The organism is Nocardioides sp. 503, from assembly GCF_004522095.1.
GTDB lineage: Bacteria > Actinomycetota > Actinomycetes > Propionibacteriales > Nocardioidaceae > Nocardioides.
In genome coordinates this window covers 144340-162231 of the sequence record NZ_SPUI01000007.1, presented here as the reverse complement: position 1 = coordinate 162231, position 17892 = coordinate 144340, and the positions used below count along the sequence as shown (strand labels likewise).

15 protein-coding genes are annotated in these 17892 nt (G+C 73.5%); 7 read left to right on the top strand and 8 right to left on the bottom strand.

From position 1 onward, the window contains the following. Positions 1-73: 73 nt before the first annotated feature. Positions 74-802 carry an oxidoreductase gene (locus E4622_RS19275; protein ID WP_134741072.1) on the bottom strand — a complete coding sequence of 243 codons (729 nt, stop codon included), beginning with the start codon at positions 800-802 and terminating at the stop codon, positions 74-76. A 34-nt stretch (positions 803-836) separates the two neighbouring features. On the opposite strand from E4622_RS19275, the gene E4622_RS19270 reads away from it, so the two are divergent. Genes E4622_RS19270 through E4622_RS19250 form a run of 5 tightly spaced genes read left to right on the top strand, consistent with a single transcriptional unit; the run spans position 837 to position 5501 of the window. Beyond that, entirely contained in the window at positions 837-1724 is an 888-nt protein-coding gene (locus tag E4622_RS19270; protein WP_134741071.1) for a class I SAM-dependent methyltransferase, read from the top strand. A 3-nt stretch (positions 1725-1727) separates the two neighbouring features. Beyond that, positions 1728-2840 (top strand): histidine kinase, encoded by a 1113-nt coding sequence (locus E4622_RS19265; protein ID WP_134741070.1) that lies wholly within the window; start codon positions 1728-1730, stop codon positions 2838-2840. Then, positions 2837-3586 carry a LytTR family DNA-binding domain-containing protein gene (locus E4622_RS19260; protein ID WP_134741069.1) on the top strand — a complete coding sequence of 250 codons (750 nt, stop codon included), beginning with the start codon at positions 2837-2839 and terminating at the stop codon, positions 3584-3586. Before E4622_RS19265 ends, E4622_RS19260 begins: the two co-directional genes overlap by 4 nt. Continuing rightward, complete coding sequence (locus E4622_RS19255) at positions 3583-3954, top strand: hypothetical protein (protein WP_134741068.1); 372 nt, start codon at positions 3583-3585, stop codon at positions 3952-3954. Before E4622_RS19260 ends, E4622_RS19255 begins: the two co-directional genes overlap by 4 nt. A gap of 29 nt (positions 3955-3983) precedes the next feature. Beyond that, positions 3984-5501, top strand: a complete 1518-nt coding sequence (locus E4622_RS19250; protein ID WP_134741067.1) for a cation acetate symporter — start codon at positions 3984-3986, stop codon at positions 5499-5501. 39 nt (positions 5502-5540) lie between these two features. On the opposite strand, the gene E4622_RS19245 is transcribed toward E4622_RS19250, so the two are convergent. From E4622_RS19245 to E4622_RS19215, 7 genes are read right to left on the bottom strand one after another with little or no spacing between them, the layout of a single operon-like run. Then, entirely contained in the window at positions 5541-6215 is a 675-nt protein-coding gene (locus tag E4622_RS19245) for a CbiX/SirB N-terminal domain-containing protein (protein WP_134741066.1), read from the bottom strand. Beyond that, the gene (locus E4622_RS19240) at positions 6212-7309 is read right to left on the bottom strand and encodes a uroporphyrinogen-III synthase (RefSeq protein WP_280633773.1); all 1098 of its coding nucleotides are present in this window, start codon (positions 7307-7309) and stop codon (positions 6212-6214) included. Before E4622_RS19240 ends, E4622_RS19245 begins: the two co-directional genes overlap by 4 nt. Before the next feature lie 35 nt (positions 7310-7344). Then, positions 7345-7749 (bottom strand): nitrite reductase small subunit NirD, encoded by a 405-nt coding sequence (nirD, locus tag E4622_RS19235; RefSeq protein ID WP_134741065.1) that lies wholly within the window; start codon positions 7747-7749, stop codon positions 7345-7347. After that, positions 7746-10304, bottom strand: a complete 2559-nt coding sequence (nirB, locus tag E4622_RS19230; protein WP_134741064.1) for a nitrite reductase large subunit NirB — start codon at positions 10302-10304, stop codon at positions 7746-7748. Before nirB ends, nirD begins: the two co-directional genes overlap by 4 nt. Before the next feature lie 10 nt (positions 10305-10314). Continuing rightward, complete coding sequence (locus tag E4622_RS19225; RefSeq protein ID WP_245156051.1) at positions 10315-11856, bottom strand: FAD-dependent oxidoreductase; 1542 nt, start codon at positions 11854-11856, stop codon at positions 10315-10317. Beyond that, complete coding sequence (locus E4622_RS19220; protein WP_134741063.1) at positions 11853-13901, bottom strand: molybdopterin oxidoreductase family protein; 2049 nt, start codon at positions 13899-13901, stop codon at positions 11853-11855. Before E4622_RS19220 ends, E4622_RS19225 begins: the two co-directional genes overlap by 4 nt. Before the next feature lie 6 nt (positions 13902-13907). Next, on the bottom strand, positions 13908-15431 hold the full coding sequence (locus E4622_RS19215; RefSeq protein ID WP_134741062.1) for an MFS transporter: 1524 nt from the start codon (positions 15429-15431) through the stop codon (positions 13908-13910). Between the two features lie 392 nt (positions 15432-15823). On the opposite strand from E4622_RS19215, the gene E4622_RS19210 reads away from it, so the two are divergent. Then, the gene (locus tag E4622_RS19210; RefSeq protein ID WP_134741061.1) at positions 15824-16171 is read left to right on the top strand and encodes a DUF485 domain-containing protein; all 348 of its coding nucleotides are present in this window, start codon (positions 15824-15826) and stop codon (positions 16169-16171) included. A gap of 1 nt (position 16172) precedes the next feature. Further along, entirely contained in the window at positions 16173-17807 is a 1635-nt protein-coding gene (locus E4622_RS19205) for a cation acetate symporter (protein WP_134741060.1), read from the top strand. The last annotated feature ends 85 nt before the right edge of the window (positions 17808-17892 follow it).

Below are 17892 nucleotides of genomic sequence, written 5' to 3'. Positions count from 1 at the left end.
CGTCACTTCCCTCGCGTTGCACACCGAGGGAAGTGACAGCTTCCCTGCATACCTTGGGGAAACTGCGCGCGCCTCAGCCCGCCGCCCGCCGCAACGGACTGGCCTCGGCGCCGGCGGCGAACGCCTCGGCGGCGTAGAGCACCCACGCGTGCATGCCGGCCGCGCCGCCCTCGGCGTAGCCGACGAGGTTCGACTCGTACGCCGGCCGCAGCGCGAGGTGGCCGGCCTCGGGAACGACCAGCGACTTCTCGTCGACGCCGCGGGCGACGATGACCAGGCGCTCGGCGGCGCGGGCGACGACGCCGTTGTGGGAGGCGAACGGCGCCGCGGTGACGAGCTCGCCGTGGATGAGCGCCGCGACGAGCAGGGCCGGCGCGTCGGTGGGGCGCGTCAGCAGGGCGCCGATGTCGCGCAGCCGGGCCGCGGACTCGGCGTCGCGCGGGCGGCCACGCTGGTCGTCGGGCAGCGACCCCGACGACACCAGCGCGTGCAGCCGGGCGAAGGCCTGGGCGGGGCTGCGACCCACGAGCGGCGCCAGGCCGAGGATCTCGGTCGACATCCGCAGCACGTCCTGGGCGGTCTCGTCGCCGGCGCCCTCGCGCACCTGCGCGAGGGTCGAGGACGAGCCCTCCAGCACCGCGCTGGCGTGGGCGCCGCGCAGCAGGGACTCGGCGGTGGTCTCCGGGGAGGTACGCCGCAGCCCCCGGTCGCGCAGCATGACGTCGATGCCGTCGCGCACGGCGGCGTACGCCGAGGGGACGCCTTCGAGAGACACCAGCCACGCAAGGGGATCGGAAGCCACGGCCGAAGGCTATCCGCGGGTAGCCTCGACCCCGATGACCGACCACCTGCCTCCCGCCCGCTCCTTCGGGAGCGTCGCCGACGCCTACGACCGCGGCCGCCCCACCTACCCCCGGGACGCCGCGGCCTGGCTGACCGCCGAGCAGCCGCTCACCGTGCTCGAGCTCGCGGCCGGCACGGGCAAGCTCACCGAGCAGCTGGTCGCCCTGGGGCACGACGTCCACGCCACCGAGCCCGACGCCGCGATGCTCGACGTGCTGCAGCGCCGGCTGCCCGACGTCCGGGCCTCGCTCACCGGCGCCGAGGACATCCCCGCGTCCGACTCCTCCTACGACGTCGTCGTGGTGGCGCAGGCGTTCCACTGGTTCGACCACGAGCGCGCGCTGCCCGAGATCGCGCGGGTCCTCAAGCCCGGAGGCCACCTCGCGATCGTGCGCAACGACCGCGACGAGCGCATCCCTTGGGTGCGCAAGCTCGGCCGCATCATCGGCTCGACCGGCCGCGACGACGTCGACCCCGTCGCGGTGCTCGCGGGCTCGCGCCACTTCCGCAGCGCCGAGGAGCAGGACTTCAAGCACTGGCAGACCGTGCACCGCGAGTCGATCCAGGACCTCGTGCGCTCCCGCTCGGACGTGATCGCCCTCGACGAGGAGGCGCGCGTCGCCCGGCTGGCCGACGTGCTGGCTCTGTACGACGACTACGGGCGCGGCATGGACGGCATGCAGCTGCCTTACGTCACCCGCTGCTTCCGCGCCACCGTCGTCGACCGGCCCGAGCCGGACCCGCTGACGATCGAGCGCCCCTCCGACCGGCACGACGACCGGCAGGGCGGGCATCGCGACGGCGACCACGACCCCGCCGACGGGCCGGTCCCGCCGCCCACGGACGACGACAGCGGCATGCTCCTCATCGACTTCCGCTGAGCCATGAGGGCCTGGCGGCGGACCCATCTCGGCACCGAGGCCGACCGCGCGACGTTCCGCACGCTGCACCGCGCGTCGCTGGCCGCACCGGCCCTGCGTGAGGGGCTGACCACCGACTCGGCCGAGCGCTCCATCCGCCACCTGCGCTCGCTGCTCGGCACGCCCGCGATGGCGCTGACCGACACCGCCGCCGCCCTCGCCTGGGACGGCACCGGCCAGCACCACACCGACCAGGCGGCCGCGCTGGTCGCGGCCACCCTCGACCGCGGCGCGACCCGGGTCTTCGACCGCTCCGACCTGCAGTGCGAGGAGACCGGCTGCCCCGTGCGCACGGCGGTCGTCAGCCCGCTGGTCGTCGAGGAGCGGATCGTCGGCACCCTGCAGGCCTTCGCGCCCTACCCCACCGCCGGGCTGGCGCGCGCCGCCGACGAGGTGGCGCAGTGGGTCTCGGGTCAGCTCGAGCTGGCCGAGCTCGACGCGTCGCGCACCCGCGCGATCGAGGCGGAGGTGCGGGCCCTGCGCGCGCAGATCAGCCCGCACTTCATCTACAACTCGCTGGGCGCCATCGCCAGCTTCGTGCGCACCGACCCCGACCGCGCCCGCGACCTGCTGATGGAGTTCGCCGACTTCACCCGCTACTCCTTCCGCAGCCACGGCGACTTCACGACGCTGGCCGAGGAGCTGCGCTCGGTGGAGCGCTACCTCCTGCTGGAGCAGGCGCGCTTCGGGGAGCGGCTGCGCGTGACGCTGAGCATCGCGCCCGAGGTGCTGCCGGTCGCCGTACCCTTCCTCTGCATCCAGCCCCTCGTCGAGAACGCCGTGCGCCACGGCCTCGCCAACGTCGAGGGCGCCGGGCACGTGCGCATCGGGGCGCTGGACCGCGGGCAGGAGTGCGTGATCGAGGTGGAGGACGACGGCGTCGGCGAGGACCCCGACAAGGTACGGCGTGCGCTCGCCGGCGACACCGCGCTCGACTCGGTCGGCCTGGGCAACGTCGACAGCCGGCTGCGCAACACCTACGGCGACGACTACGGCCTGGTCGTCGAGACCGCGCCGGGCGCCGGCACCAAGGTGATCGTGCGGGTGCCGAAGTTCGCGCCGGGGGTGCAGGTGTGACGCCGCCGCTGCTGCGGGTGCTGGTCGTCGACGACGAGCGGCCGGCCCTCGACGAGCTCGCCTACCTGCTCTCGCGCGACGAGCGGGTCGGCGAGGTCCGCACCTGCGACTCCGCCGCCGAGGGGCTGCGCACCCTGCAGCAGACCGACGTCGACTGCGTCTTCCTCGACATCCAGATGCCCGGGCTCACCGGCCTCGACCTCGCGCAGGTCCTCTCGCGCTTCCGCAGCCCGCCGCCGGTGGTGTTCGTGACCGCCCACGAGGCCCACGCCGTCGAGGCCTTCGAGCTGCACGCAGTCGACTACGTGCTCAAGCCGGTGCGCGCCGACCGTCTCGCCGAGGCCGTACGGCGCGTGGTGGCGGGCGGCGACCGGTCACCGGGCCCCAGCCAGGACGCGCAGATCCCCGTCGAGCGCGGCGGGGTGACGCGCTTCGTGGACCGGGCCGACGTCACCCACGTCGAGGCCCAGGGCGACTACGCACGGCTGCACACCGCCGGCGGCTCGCACCTCATCCGCACCCCGCTCTCCACGCTGGAGGAGGAGTGGCGCCCGGCCGGGTTCGTGCGCATCCACCGCTCGCTGCTGGTCGCGCTGGCCCACGTGCGGGAGGTGCGCATGGACTCCGGCCGGTGCTCGGTCGTGGTCGGAGGCCCGCCGGGGGCGGCGGACGTCGTCGAGCTGGGCGTCAGCCGCCGCCACACCCGCGAGCTGCGCGACCTGCTGCTGCACCGCGGGGAGTCGTGAGCGAGGGGCGGCCCGAGCGGGTGCGGGTGACGGGGCCGCCCCGGCGGCACGCCCCTCGCGCGCGGACCGGCGACATCGACGACGAGACCCGGCTCGGCCACGTCTACCTCGGCTCGCTCCTGCGCGAGCAGCTGCGGCTGGCCCTGCGCACGATCGCGCTGCTCGTGGTGAGCGTGGGCAGCCTGCCGCTGGCCTTCCACCTGCTGCCGCGCCTGTCCGCCGTACGCGTGGGTCCGGTGCCGCTGGCGTGGCTGCTGCTCGGCGCGCTCGTCTACCCCCTGCTGGTGCTGCTCGGCTGGTCCTACGTGCGGAGGGCCGAGCGCAACGAGCGCGACTTCGCCGAGCTGATGAGCGAGGCCGACGGATGAGCGCTCGATGAGCACCCGATGAGTCCTCGATGAGCACCGAGAGCGTGACCGGCCTGGTCGCGGTGGTGCTGGTGACGGTCACGACGCTGCTGATCGGCACGTGGGGACTGCGGTTCTCACGGACGACGAGCGACTTCTTCGTGGCGTCCCGCTCGGTGCGGCCGGGGCTCAACGCGTCGGCGATCGGTGGGGAGTACCTCTCCGCCGCGTCCTTCCTCGGTGTCGCCGGGCTGGTGCTGACCTTCGGCGCGGACATGCTGTGGTACCCGATCGGCTGGACCGCCGGCTACCTCCTGCTGCTGGTCCTCGTCGCCGCGCCCCTGCGTCGCAGTGGCGCCTACACCCTGCCGGACTTCGCGGAGGCCCGGCTGGGGTCGCGGCGCGTGCGCACGCTGTGCTCGGTGATGGTAGTGGCGATCGGCTGGCTCTACCTCCTGCCGCAGTTCCACGGAGCCGGGCTCACGCTGCGCGCCGCGGTCGGCGCCCCGACGTGGCTGGGGCCGGTGATCGTCGGGCTGGTGGTGCTGGCCAACGTGTCCTCGGGCGGGATGCGCAGCATCACCTTCGTGCAGGCATTCCAGTACTGGCTCAAGCTCACCGCCCTGCTCCTGCCGGCCGCCGTCCTGCTCGTCGTCTGGGCGGGCGAGGGCGCGCCGGGCAGCCGGATGCCGGCCGACGCCGACTGGTCGGTCCCGCTCGCGAGCGGCGGCACCGAGGGCCTCTACCTCACCTATTCGCTCATCGTCGCGACGTTCCTCGGCACGATGGGGCTGCCGCACGTGGTCGTGCGGTTCTACACCAACCCCGACGGCCGCGCCGCACGCCGTACGACGCTGGTGGTGCTGGTGCTGCTCGGCGTGTTCTACCTGCTGCCGCCGGTCTACGGCGCGCTCGGGCGGGTCTACGCCACCGAGCTCGCCGCGTCCGGCCGCTCGGACGTCCTCGTGCTCGAGCTGCCACGGCTCATGGTGCCCGGTGTCGGGGGCGAGCTGCTGGCCGGACTGGTGACCGCCGGGGCGTTCGCGGCGTTCCTGTCGACGTCGTCGGGCCTGGCCATCGCGGTGGCCGGCGTGCTGAGCCAGGACCTCACCCCGCGGCTGCTGCGCGCGCGACGGCTGTCGGGCGTGGCGGCGTTCCGCGTCGGCGCGGTGATCGCGGTGACGGTCCCGCTGGCGGTGGCGCTGGCCCTGCCGAGCGTCGGCGTCGCGCGCGCCGTGGGGCTGGCCTTCGCCGTGGCGGCCTCGACGTTCTGCCCCCTGCTGCTGCTCGGGATCTGGTGGCGCGGCCTCACCGACGTCGGCGCGGTGGCCGGGCTCCTCGCCGGCGGTCTGGGCTCCGGGGTCGGCGTGCTGTGGACGCTCGTCGACGGCTCCTCCGACGGTTGGCCGGGCGTGCTGCTCGAGCAGCCCGCCGCGTGGAGCGTGCCGCTGGCGTTCGTGACGATGGTGCTGGTCTCGCGTGCCACCGCCTCGCGGGTGCCCGCCCACGCTCGGCGGTTCATGGTGCGGCTGCACACGCCCGAGGCGCTCGAGCTGGACCGGGGGTAGGCGGAGCAGGTTTTTCAGCAGATGCTGGTAAACCTGCTCCTACGCCGACCGCCGCACGGCGTCGAGCGCGAGCGTCCGCTGCGCGATGAGGTCGGCGACGAGAGGGTCCGGTCCGATGACGTCGGCGACGAGGACGGCGCCGGCGTCGAGCGACTCCGACCGGGCGCGGTCGGCGAAGTAGCCGGGCGAGAGCAGGTACGGCGACACGACGTCGCCGGGCCGCACGACCTCGGCCGGGCGGCTGCCGAGCGCGGAGAGGGTCGCGACCTCGACCGGGCCGTCCCAGAGTCGGCCCAGCAGCTCGGCGGCGCGCGTCAGGTCGCGGGTGGCGAGCGGGTCGGAGGAGCCGGCGGCGACCATCACGAGCCGACCCGCACCGGGTGACGCACCGGCCGACACCAGCCGCGCCAGCTGCACCTCGGCGATCCGCTGGTGCGGCCCGAGCGGGCGGCCCAGCACCAGCGGCCCGCCGGCGGCCTCCGCCATCCGCGGCAGGTCCTGGCGGACGTGGAAGCCGGTCGACAGCAGCAGAGGCACGACGACGGTGGCCTCGGCCGAGGCCGCCACGACCGCCTCGAAGAGCGGGTCGGACAGCTCGACGTAGGAGCACACCGCCTCGACGCCGAGCCGCTCGCCGGCCGCGGCGGTCAGCTCGCGCGCCACCTCGTTGCCGGACGCCTTGCGGGTGCCGTGCGCGACGGTCACGAGCCTCATGTCGCCACCGCGAGCCGGTAGCCGCGCTTGACGACGGTCTGCACGATCTTGGTGCCGACGGCCGCGCGCAGCCGCGCCACCGCCATCTCGACGGCGTGCTCGGAGCCGGCGATGCCCGACGGCAGCGCGGCGAGCAGCTCGCGGCGCGACACCACGTGGCCGGGGTTGACCAGCAGCGCCTGGAGCACGGCGAACGGCGCCGCCGAGAGCTTGACCTCGACGCCGTCGACCAGCACCTCGTCGCCGTGCAGCAGCAGGGTGTGGCCGGCCACCTCGAACGACGAGCCGGACGTGCGCGAGGGCAGCTCGGTCTCGAGCTGCTTGACCATCGCGGCCAGCCGGGAGCGGTCGGGGTAGATCGTCGGCACGCCCCACATCTCGAACGCCGCCGCGGTGACCGGGCCGACGCAGGAGGCGATCACGTCGGCCTGGAAGGCCCCCACGACCTCCTCACGGCGGCCGGTGGAGCCGGCCGCCTGCATCAGCGCGGCGACGGCCGGCGCGGAGGTGAAGGTCACCGCGTGGACGGTACGGTCGGCGATCTCGTCGACCAGGTGGAACATCGGCCCCGGGTCCTCCGCGCTCGCGACCCGGTAGACGGTGACGGTGGTGACGTCGGCGCCGCGCCGGCGCAGCGCGTGCGCGACCATCGACAGCGACTGGCCGTGCTCCTGCACCACGATCCGCAGTCCGGTCAGGTCACGGCCGCGGAGGTGCTCCAGCACGTCCTCGAACTCTTCCGACTCCGGCGCCCACAGCTCGCGCAGGCCGCGGCGCCGGAGGGCGCCCACGCTCTTGGGGCCGCGCGCCAGGATCTCGGACCGGCCGAGCGCGGCGAGCAGCTCGTCGAGCATCCCCCAACCCTCGGCCGCCGCGAACCAGCCCTTCATGCCGATGCCGGTCGTCGCCAGGAAGACGTCGACCGGCTTGCTCAGGACCTCCTCGGTCGCGGCGCGCAGCGAGGCGTCGTCGACCTGGTTGGGCTCGGTCGACAGCGCCGGGGCCCACACGCAGGTGGCGCCGCGGCGCTCGAAGAGCTGGACCTGCTCGTCGACCTTGCGCGCGGCGGTGACCCCGATCCGGTAGCCGGCCAGGGGCAGCGTGGCGCCGACCGTCGCGTCGGTCTCCTCTACGAGCTCGATGTGCCACCTCCCGTCAGCCTGGCGGCCGGCTCGTCGATGAGCCCGCCGATGAGCACCGTGCCGTCCTCGGTCACCTGGACGTCGTACGTCGGGACCCGCACCGCCGCGTCGTCGAGGCACTGCCCGGTGCTGAGGTCGAACGCCTGCTTGTGCATCGGCGAGGCCACGAAGGTGACCTCGTCACCCTCGACCGTACGTGTCCCGACGATCCCACGGGCCAGCACCGACGCCCGTGAGTAGGGATCGTAGTTGGACAGCGCGAACACCCGGTCGTCGTAGGTCCGGAAGACCGCCACGGCCTCGCCCGCGACCAGCGCCAGCACGCCGCCCTCGGGCTCGATGTCGTCGAGCCGGCAGACGGTCGTGTACGTCGCCGCGTGGGTCGTCGTCATGACGTCACCGCGGGCGCGCCGACTCCGATGGTCGCGCCGAGGACCACCGGCCCGGCGGAGTCCCCCGGCGCCGGCTGGCCGCGCTCCTCGCGGAACGTGATGTGCGGGTCGGGGACGTCCGGGGCGTTGACGAAGGAGACGAACCGGGCGAGCTTGTCGGGGTCGTCCAGCGTCGCCCTCCACTCGTCGAAGTAGCCGTCCACGTGGGCCTCGATCGCCGCCTCCAGCTCGCTGCCGAGCCCGAGGGAGTCCTCGACCACGACCGCGCGGACCCGCTCGATCCCCCCGTCGAGCGAGGCCATCCAGGGCGCGGTGCGCTGGAGGCGGTCGGCGGTGCGGATGTAGTACATGAGGTAGCGGTCGAGGTAGCGCACGAGCGTCTCGGTGTCGAGGTCACCGGCGAGCAGGACCGCGTGCACCGGCGAGGCGCCGCCGTTGCCGCCGACGTAGAGGTTCCAGCCCTTCTCGGTGGCGATCACCCCGAAGTCCTTGGCGCGCGCCTCGGCGCACTCGCGGGCGCAGCCGCTGACGCCGCCCTTGATCTTGTGCGGCGACCGCAGGCCGCGGTAGCGGTTCTCCAGCATGATCGCCAGCGAGGTGGAGTCCTGGACGCCGTAGCGGCACCACGTCGAGCCCACGCAGGACTTCACGGTGCGCAGCGACTTGCCGTAGGCGTGGCCCGACTCGAAGCCGGCGTCGACCAGGCGGCGCCAGATGGCCGGCAGCTCCTCCATGCGGGCGCCCATCAGGTCGATGCGCTGGCCGCCGGTGATCTTGGTGTAGAGCCCGAAGTCGCGCGCGACCTCCCCGAGCACGATCAGCCCCTCGGGCGTCACCTCCCCGCCGGCGATCCGCGGCATCACCGAGTAGGTGCCGTTGCGCTGGATGTTGGCGAGGTAGGCGTCGTTGGTGTCCTGCAGCGTGCCGCGCCCGGTCTCGAGGACGTGCCCGTTGAGCTGGCTGGCCAGGATCGAGGCGACGGTCGGCTTGCAGACGTCGCAGCCGCGGCCGCTCCCGTGGCCTCCCACGACCTCGTCGAAGCTGCGGTAGCCGTGCACGGCCACGACGTCGAAGAGCTCCTGGCGGGTCAGCGCGAAGTGCTCGCACAGGCTGCGGTCGACGACCTTGCCGACCGAGGCGAAGTGGTCCTCGACGATCTTCTTGACCGTCGGCTTGCAGGAGCCGCAGGTGCTCCCGGCTCCGGAGCACCTCGTGACGCAGGTGGCGTCGGCACAGGGCTCCTCCGCCCGGGCCACGTGGTCCAGGATCGTCGCCTTCGTGACGTTGTTGCACGAGCAGACGACCGCCTCGTCGGGCAGCCCGATCTCGGGCACGCCCCGGCTCGCCGGGAGGATCAGGTCCTCGGGGTTGGGAGGCAGCTCGATGCCGCTGGCGACCATCGGCCGCAGCACGCCGTATGCCGACGCGTCGCCCACCAGGACGCCGCCGAGGAGGTGCCTGCCGTCCTCGGAGACCACGAGCTTCTTGTAGTGCCCGGCGACCGCGTCGGCGAAGACCAGCTCCAGCGCGCCCTCGGTGGCGGCGTGTGCGTCGCCGAAGGAGGCCACGTCGACGCCGAGGAGCTTGAGCTTGGTGGACATGTCGGCGCCGGTGAACTGGCCGGGACCTCCGAGCAGGGCGTCGACGACGACCTCCGCCATCGCGTAGCCCGGCGCGACCAGCCCGTACATCCGCCCTCCCGGCGCCGCGCACTCCCCGATCGCCCAGACGTGCGGGTCGGAGGTGCGGCACCGCTCGTCGACCAGGACGCCGCCGCGCTCGGCGAGGTCGAGCCCGGCGTCCCTGGCGAGTGCGTCCCGCGGGCGGATGCCGGCGGAGAAGACGACGACCTGCGCCTCGATGGGCTCGGCGTCCTTGAGCTGCAGACCGGTGACGCGGTCCTCGCCCAGCACGCCCTCGGTCAGGGCGCCGGTGTGGACGGTGAGCCCGAGCTTCTCGACGTGACGTGCGAGGGTCGCCCCGCCGGCGGCGTCGACCTGCACGGCCATCAGCCGCGGCGCCATCTCGACCACGTGGGTCTCCAGCCCCAGCTGGGACAGGGCGTTGGCCGCCTCCAGCCCGAGCAGCCCGCCGCCGATGACCGCCCCGACGGTGGCCACCGAGGCGGCCTCGCGGATCGCCTCGAGGTCCTCGATGGTGCGGTAGACGAAGCAGCCGGGCAGGTCGCGCCCCGGCACCGGCGGCACGAACGGCGTCGCGCCCGTGGCCAGGACCAGCTCGTCGTAGACCAGCACCTCGCCGGTGCCGAGGAGCACCGTCTGCGTCTCGGGGTCGACGGCGTCGACGGAGGTGCCCAGGACCAGCCGCACCCGCGGGTCGTCGTACGCGCCGCCCGGGAGGAGCGACAGCCCGTCGGCGCCGACCTCGAAGAACGACGTCAGCGCCACGCGGTCGTACGCCGCCCGCGGCTCCTCGCCGACGACGACCACGTCGTAGGTCTCGGTGAGGCCGCGCTCGATCGCGGCCTGCACGAAGCGGTGGCCGACCATGCCGTGGCCGGCGACGACGAGCGTCTTCCTGTGGTGCGGTGACATGGGATCTCCCTCAGGTGGTGCCGGACAGGGCGGGTCGGGTGGCGAGCAGCTCACGCACGGCGGACGCGCAGCCGCCGCAGCCGGTGGTGGCGCGGGTGGTGTCGCGGGCCTCGTCGAGCGAGGCGCAGGCGCGGATCCTCCCGGCGCTCACGCCCGCGCAGGCGCAGATCTCGGCGTCGTCGGCCAGGCGTGAGGGCGGCGCGGTGCGGTCGCCCATGAGCAGCTGGCCGGGCTCGGTGCCGGCCAGGCGGGTGCCGTGGTCGAAGTACTGGGTGATGAGGCCGATCCGGCTCAGGTCGCCCACCAGCGTCGCCGCGACGATGACGCCGTCGCGGACCACCAGCTTGCGGTGGGAGCCGACGACGGGGTTGGTGACCTCGACGACGTCGCCGCCGTCGGCGGTCGCCCGCTCGGGGTCGCCCAGGACGGCCACGTCCAGGCCGGTCGCGCGGAGCCGGGCGACGGTGCGGCTGCCGGTGTAGGTGAGGGCGGTCGAGGGTGCGGTGAGGTGGTGGGCCAGCAGCGCCGCCTGCTCCCACGCCGGGGCCACGAAGCCCGTGGTGCGACCGGCGTGCTCGGCGCAGTCGCCGAGGGCGTGGACGTCGGGGTCGGTGACGCAGGCGAGGTGCTCGTCGACGACGACCCCGCGGCGTACCTCCAGCCCGGCCCCGCGCGCCAGTGCGGTCGAGGGCCGGCCGCCGGCGGTCAGGACCACGAGGTCGGTCTCGAGCGTGTAGCCGTTGTCGAGCCGCAGGCCGACGCCGCCGGTGTCGGTGTCGGTGCCGGTGTCGGCGGGGAGGTCGGTGAGGCGGACCGCTCGCGCCCCGGTGTAGACCGTCGTGCCGAGCCGCCGCAGGTCGCGCGCGAGCACCTGGCCCGCCGGGCTCCCCACCTGGCTGCGGAGCAGGTGCTCCCCGCCCTCCACGATCTCGGTGTCGAGCCCCCGGACGCTCAGCGCCCGCGCCACCTGCAGCCCCAGCAGGCCGCCGCCGACCACGACCGCCCGGGCCGGCTTCAACCTTGCGGTTTGGTCACAAACCGCAGGTTCCCGGCCCCCGGACGTGCGGTTGGTGACCAAACCGCACGGGTCCGGGACGCCGAGCGAGGTGAGCGCGCCCATCAGCCGGGTGCAGTCGTCGAGCGAGCGGAAGGCGTGGACGCGCTCGCGGAGGCGGCCGTCGAGGCGCACCAGCCCCCGGATCGGCGGCAGCGAGGGGATGCTGCCGGTGGCGAGCACGAGCCGGTCGTAGGGCACGACCGTGCCATCGACGAGCATCACGTCGCGGCGCTCGCGGTCGACGCCGAGGACGCGCGCGCCGAGGCGCAGGTCCACCCCGTGCTCGGCGTACCAGCGCGGCTCGCGCAGCGTCAGCGCGGAGGCCGGGTGCGTGCCCTCGAGCACGGCGGAGAGCAGGATCCGGTTGTACGGCGCGTGCGGCTCGTCGCCGAGCACCACCACGTCCGCGCCTGCGCCCCGCGCGACCAGCTCCTCCACGAGCCGCGTGGCCGCCATGCCGCTGCCGACGACCACGACCCGACCGACGGCGCTCACGTGCGCACCGCCGCGGCGCAGGCCTTGAACTCCGGCATCCGGCTCGACGGGTCCAGCGCGTCGTGGGTGAGGCGGTTGGCGCCGACCCAGTGGAAGGGCACGAAGACGGTGTCGGGGCGGATCGTCGACACGACGCGGGCGGGCGCCTTGAGCTCCCCTCGCCGGGTCGTCACCACGACGAGGTCGCCGTCGTGGGCGCCGATGCGGTCGGCCAGCATCGGGTGCAGCTCGACGAACGGGCCGTCGTCGGGCAGGTCGCGGATCCGCCGGGTCTGGGCGCCGGACTGGTACTGCGCCAGCACCCGCCCGGTCGTCAGGTGCACCGGGTAGTCCGCGCACACGACCTCGGCCGGTCCGCGGTGCTCGACCGCCACGCACCGCGCGCGGCCGTCCGGCGTCGCGAACGAGTCGGCGAAGAGCCGCGGCGTCCCCGGGTGCTCGGCGCTCGGGCAGGGCCAGAAGACACCGTGCTCCTCGCGGATCCGGTCGTAGGTGATGCCGGCGTAGTCGGCCCGCCCGCCGGCGGAGGCGCGGCCCAGCTCGGCGAACACCTCCTCGGCGTCGGCCGAGAAGTCGACCGGCGACCCCAGCCGCGACGCCAGGCCCGCCATCACCTCGAGGTCGGTCCACACGCCGTCCGGCGGCGCGACGGCACGCTCGCGGAGCACCACGCGACCCTCGAGGTTGGTCATGGTGCCGGTCTCCTCGGCCCACTGCGTCACCGGCAGCACGACGTCGGCCATCGCCGCGGTCTCGGAGAGCACGAGGTCGGCGACGACCAGCAGGTCGAGCGCCTCCAGCCGCCGCGTCACGTGCGTCGCGTTGGGCGCCGAGACCACGATGTTGCTGCCGAACACCAGCAGGGCCCTGGCCCCACCGTCGGTCCCGAGCGAGTCGAGCAGCTCGTACGCCGACCGGCCGGCCCCCGGCAGCGAGGCGGCGGGCAAGCCCCAGACGCGCGCCACGTGCTCGCGCGCCGCCGGGTCGTCGATCATCCGGTAGCCGGGCAGCTGGTCGGCCTTCTGGCCGTGCTCGCGCCCGCCCTGCCCGTTGCCCTGACCGGTCAGGCAGCCGTAGCCGGCCGACGCGCGGCCCGGCATCCCCAGCGCCAGCGTGAGGTTCACCCACGCGAGCACCGTGTCGGTGCCCTGCGCGTGCTGCTCGGCGCCCCGGGCGGTCAGCACCGTCACCTTGTCCGCGCCGACCAGGAGGCCGGCCAGGGCGCGCAGCTCGGAGGCGGGCACCCCCGTCACCCGCTCGACCCGCTCGGGCCACCAGGCGGCGACCGCGCGCCGCACGGCGTCGAACCCGGTGGTGCGCGCGGCGACGTACTCCTCGTCGACGCCGCCCAGGGCGACCACGAGGTGCAGCAGGCCGAGCGCGAGCGCCAGGTCCGTGCCCGGCACGGGCTGCAGGAAGGTGTCCGCCCGCTCGGCGGTCGCGGTGCGCCGCGGGTCGACGACGACCACGTGCCCGCCGCGCTCGCGCAGCCGGTCGAGGTGGCGCGCCGCCGGGGGCATGGTCTCGGCGAGGTTGGAGCCGACCAGGACCAGGACGTCGGTCTGCTCGACGTCGGCCAGGGGGAACGGCAGCCCGCGGTCGATGCCGAAGGCCTGGTTGGCGGCCGAGGCGGCCGACGACATGCACCAGCGGCCGTTGTAGTCGATCTGCGAGGTGCCCACCGCGACCCGGGCCAGCTTGCCGAGCTGGTAGGCCTTCTCGTTGGTGAGCCCCCCGCCCCCGAAGACGGCCACCGAGTCCGGGCCGTGCGACTCGCGCAGGGCGAGCAGCCGACCGGCCACCAGGTCGAGGGCCTCGTCCCACGACGCCGTGCGCAGCTCGCCGGAGGCCCGGTCGCGCACGAGCGGGGAGGTCAGCCGCTCACGGCTCCCCCGCAGCCCGGCGGCCGTCCAGCCCTTGCGGCACAGCGCGCCCTCGTTGACCGGGAAGTCCGGCCAGGCCCGCACCTCGAGGGTGGCCCGCCCCGTGCGCTCCAGGGACATGCCGCACTGCAGGCTGCAGTAGGGACAGTGGGTGTGGGTCATCAGGGCTCAGATGCCGGCGCCCGCGAGGCTGGTCGCCCTCGCCGTCGAGGGACGCCGCAGGTAGACCCCCCAGGTGACAGCCGCGCAGGCGACGTAGAAGGCGGTGAAGACCACGAAGGCGCCCTTGGTCGCCGACATGGGGTCGTCGACCCACGGCGAGCTGAACGCGATCGGGATCAGGAAGCCGCCGACCGCGCCGACGGCGCCGATCACGCCGATCGCGGCCGACGCCTGCTTGGTGGCGGCCAGCAGCGCGGCGGCACGCTGCGGCGTACCCGGCTCGGTCGCGCGCTCGGCCTCGGTGCGCCAGATCGCCGGGATCATCTTGTACGTCGAGCCGTTGCCGATCCCGGTCGCGGCGAACACGCAGAGGAAGAAGCCCAGGAACCACGGGAACCACGACTGGTTGTCGCTCGCGATGCCCGGCTCGGCGGTCGGGTTGGGCGTGAGCTGCGTGAGCGTCCACAGGACCGCCAGCGTGAAGACGACCATGCCGGTGAACGCACCCAGCGTGACCCTGGCGCCGCCGTAGCGGTCGGCCAGCCAACCGCCCAGCGGCCGCGTCATCGACCCGACCAGCGCCCCGAGGAACGCGAAGTAGGCGAAGTAGATGCCGGTGCCCAGCGGCGCCGGCTCCGGCACCCAGAAGTTGAGCTTGATCAGCAGCGGCATCGCCGCGGAGTAGCCGATGAACGAGCCGAACGTGCCGATGTAGAGGAACGCCATGATCCAGGTGTGCGGCTTGCGGACCACCTGCAGCTGCTCGCGCGGCTTGGAGGCGGCCGTGCCGAGGTTGTCCATGAACAGGTACGCCGCCAGTGTGGCGGCGACCGCCAGGCCGGCGTACACCCAGGCCGCGCGCTCCAGGTGGACTCCCCCGGCCGACGCCGTGACGATCCCGAAGATCCCCGCCCCGCCCACGATGACCGGCAGGAACAGCTGGATCAGCGAGACCCCGAGGTTGCCGCCCGCGGCGTTGAGGCCGAGGGCGGCGCCCTTCTTGGCGGAGGGGTAGAAGAAGTTGATGTTGGCCATCGAGCTGGCGAAGTTGCCGCCGCCGAGGCCGGCCGTCGCCGCGATCAGGCAGAACACCCAGAACGGCGTCTCCGGGTGCTGCACGGCGTAGGCGAACCCGAGCGTCGGGATGAGCAGCAGCGCGGCGCTGACCATCGTCCAGTTGCGCCCGCCGAACTTCGGCACCGCCAGCGTGTAGGGCAGCCGCAGCAGCGAGCCGACCAGGTTGGGCAGCGCGACCAGCACGAAGAGCTGCTGGGGGCTGTAGGAGAAGCCGACCGAGAGCAGGAAGGCCGAGGAGACCGACCAGATCAGCCACACCGAGAAGCCGAGGTGCTCGGCGAAGATCGACCACAGCAGGTTGCGGCGCGCGACCTGCTGACCGGTCTCGGCCCAGAACTCCGGCTCCTCGGGGCGCCAGTCGTCGATCCAGCGGCCGGTGCGCCGGGCGGGTGGGGCCGCTGCGCTGGTGGCGGCGGCGGGCGCGGTGGGCGGCGGGTCGGTGGTGAGGGTCATCGTCGGGCTCCTGTGGGGGTGCGGATGCCCTCATCCAAGGCAGCGCAGGTTTCGCCCGCCCACGAGCAGCCGCAAAGCCGACGTCACGTTGTCCTCACGCCCTCACGGACCTCACGCGCTCACGCCCCCGTGGGTTGAGGAGGGACGAAGTCCCGTCTCGAAACCCACGGAAGGGACTCGACCCCTCACCGGGTTTCGAGACGGTCGCTGCGCGACCTCCTCAACCCACGACGACCGACGTGCCGCTCGTCGTCCGCAACCGACCGTTCGTCGCAGCGCGGGACCCGCTGGCCGCAGCCCCGGGCGCGACCCCTCTCCCTCGGCGGCGCGCGCTCCTACGGTGACGCCCATCACATCGTGCTCACCCTGAGCCGCTCGAAAGGGGTCCTCCCGTGGCGTCCGACGTCAACCCGCACTCCCAGCCAGACCGCCATGCGCCGGTCTACGACGAGCTGGCGGCCGCCCCGGAGTTCGTCGAGCTCCGGCGCCTCTACCGGGGCTTCGTGTTCCCGGCGACGCTCGCGTTCCTGTCGTGGTACTTGCTCTACATCCTGATGTCCAACTACGCCGGCGGGTTCATGGACCACCAGCTCCTCGGCAACATCAACGTCGCGCTGGTCTTCGGGCTGCTGCAGTTCGTGACGACGTTCCTGCTGGCGTGGCTCTACAGCCGGTTCTCCGAGGCCAAGCTCGACCCCTTGGCGCGACAGCTCAACGAGCGCTACGAGGAAGGCCTCTGACATGGACGACCAGGTACTCACCACGATCCTGTTCCTTGCCGTGGTCGCCCTGACCATCGGCATCACGTTCTGGGCCAGCCGCCAGACCTCCGGCACGGCCGACTTCTACGCCGGCGGCCGCTCGTTCTCGCCGGTGCAGAACGGTCTCGCGATCGGCGGCGACTACATGTCGGCGGCGTCGTTCCTCGGCATCTCCGGCGCCATCGCGCTGTCGGGCTACGACGGCTTCCTCTACTCCATCGGCTTCCTCGTGGCCTGGCTGGTCGCGCTGCTGCTGGTCGCGGAGATGCTGCGCAACTCCGGGCGCTACACGATGGCCGACCAGCTGGCGTTCCGGATGCGGCAGCGCCCCGTGCGCATGGCGGCGGCGACCTCGACCGTCGTCGTCTCGATCTTCTACCTGCTCGCGCAGATGGTCGGGGCGGGCGCCCTCGTGGCGCTGCTGCTCGGCGTCAGCGACCAGGCGGTCAAGAACATCGTCATCCTGGGCGTGGGCGCGCTGATGATCTTCTACGTCACCGTGGGCGGCATGAAGGGCACCACGTGGGTGCAGATCGTCAAGGCCGTCCTCCTCATGGCCGGCTCCGCCCTCATCGTCGTGCTGGTGCTGGCGAAGTTCGACTTCAACCTCTCCGAGCTCCTGGGCACCGCGGCCTCCAACTCCGGCTCGGGCCAGGCGTTCCTCGAGCCCGGGCTGAAGTACGGCGCCACGGCGACCAGCAAGATCGACTTCATCAGCCTCGGCATCGCGCTCGTCCTGGGCACGGCGGGGCTGCCGCACATCCTGATCCGCTTCTACACCGTGCCGACCTCGCGCGACGCACGGAAGTCGGTGCTCTGGGCGATCGGCCTGATCGGCACCTTCTACCTGTTCACGCTGGTGCTCGGCTTCGGTGCCGCGGCCCTGCTGGACATCCCGGGCCTGCGTGCCTCCGGCGAGCTGGACGCGTCCGGCAACCTGGCGGCCCCGCTGCTGGCCGAGGCCGTGGGCGGTGGCGCGGGCTCGACCGGCGGCGCCGTACTGCTGGCGATCATCGCGGCGGTCGCGTTCGCGACCATCCTGGCGGTCGTGGCGGGCCTGACGCTCACGTCGTCGGCCTCGGTGGCCCACGACATCTACAACAGCGTCATCAAGAAGGGTCAGGCCTCCGAGGAGCAGGAGATCAAGGTGACCCGCTACGCGGCGGCCGGCATCGGGCTCGTCGCGATCCTGCTGGCGATCCCGGCGCAGAACCTCAACATCGCCTTCCTCGTGGCCCTGGCCTTCGCGGTGGCGGCGTCGGCGAACCTGCCGACGATCATCTACAACATGTTCTGGCGGCGCTTCAACACCCGCGGCGCGCTGTGGAGCATCTACGGCGGGCTGGTGTCCTCGATCGGCCTGGTCATCTTCTCGCCGGTCGTCTCGGGCAAGGGTCTGGACCCGACGGGCAAGAACCTGTCGCTGCTGCCCACCAGCGTCGACATCTCGTGGTTCCCCCTGGAGAACCCCGGCATCGTGTCCATCCCGCTGGGCTTCCTGTTCGGCTTCCTCGGGACGATCACGTCGAAGGAGCCCACCGCCGAGGACCGCTACACCGAGCTCGAGGTCCGCGCGCTGACCGGCGCCGGCTCGGAGAAGATGATCGTGCACTGACCTCTCCGGCACGATCGGGGGCCGGGCGGCCCGCACGGCCGCCCGGCCCCCGCACTTCCTACCGGCGCCAACCCGGCGACAACCC

Bases quoted from the DNA above. Each gene is read 5' to 3' on its own strand.
- E4622_RS19270 (WP_134741071.1), top strand. From the start codon at position 837: ATGACCGACCACCTGCCTCCCGCCCGCTCCTTCGGGAGCGTCGCCGAC.
- nirB (WP_134741064.1), bottom strand. From the start codon at position 10,304: ATGTCACCGCACCACAGGAAGACGCTCGTCGTCGCCGGCCACGGCATG.
- nirD (WP_134741065.1), bottom strand. From the start codon at position 7,749: ATGACGACGACCCACGCGGCGACGTACACGACCGTCTGCCGGCTCGAC.
- E4622_RS19245 (WP_134741066.1), bottom strand. From the start codon at position 6,215: ATGAGGCTCGTGACCGTCGCGCACGGCACCCGCAAGGCGTCCGGCAAC.
- E4622_RS19250 (WP_134741067.1), top strand. From the start codon at position 3,984: ATGAGCACCGAGAGCGTGACCGGCCTGGTCGCGGTGGTGCTGGTGACG.
- E4622_RS19265 (WP_134741070.1), top strand. From the start codon at position 1,728: ATGAGGGCCTGGCGGCGGACCCATCTCGGCACCGAGGCCGACCGCGCG.
- E4622_RS19220 (WP_134741063.1), bottom strand. From the start codon at position 13,901: ATGACCCACACCCACTGTCCCTACTGCAGCCTGCAGTGCGGCATGTCC.
- E4622_RS19215 (WP_134741062.1), bottom strand. From the start codon at position 15,431: ATGACCCTCACCACCGACCCGCCGCCCACCGCGCCCGCCGCCGCCACC.
- E4622_RS19205 (WP_134741060.1), top strand. From the start codon at position 16,173: ATGGACGACCAGGTACTCACCACGATCCTGTTCCTTGCCGTGGTCGCC.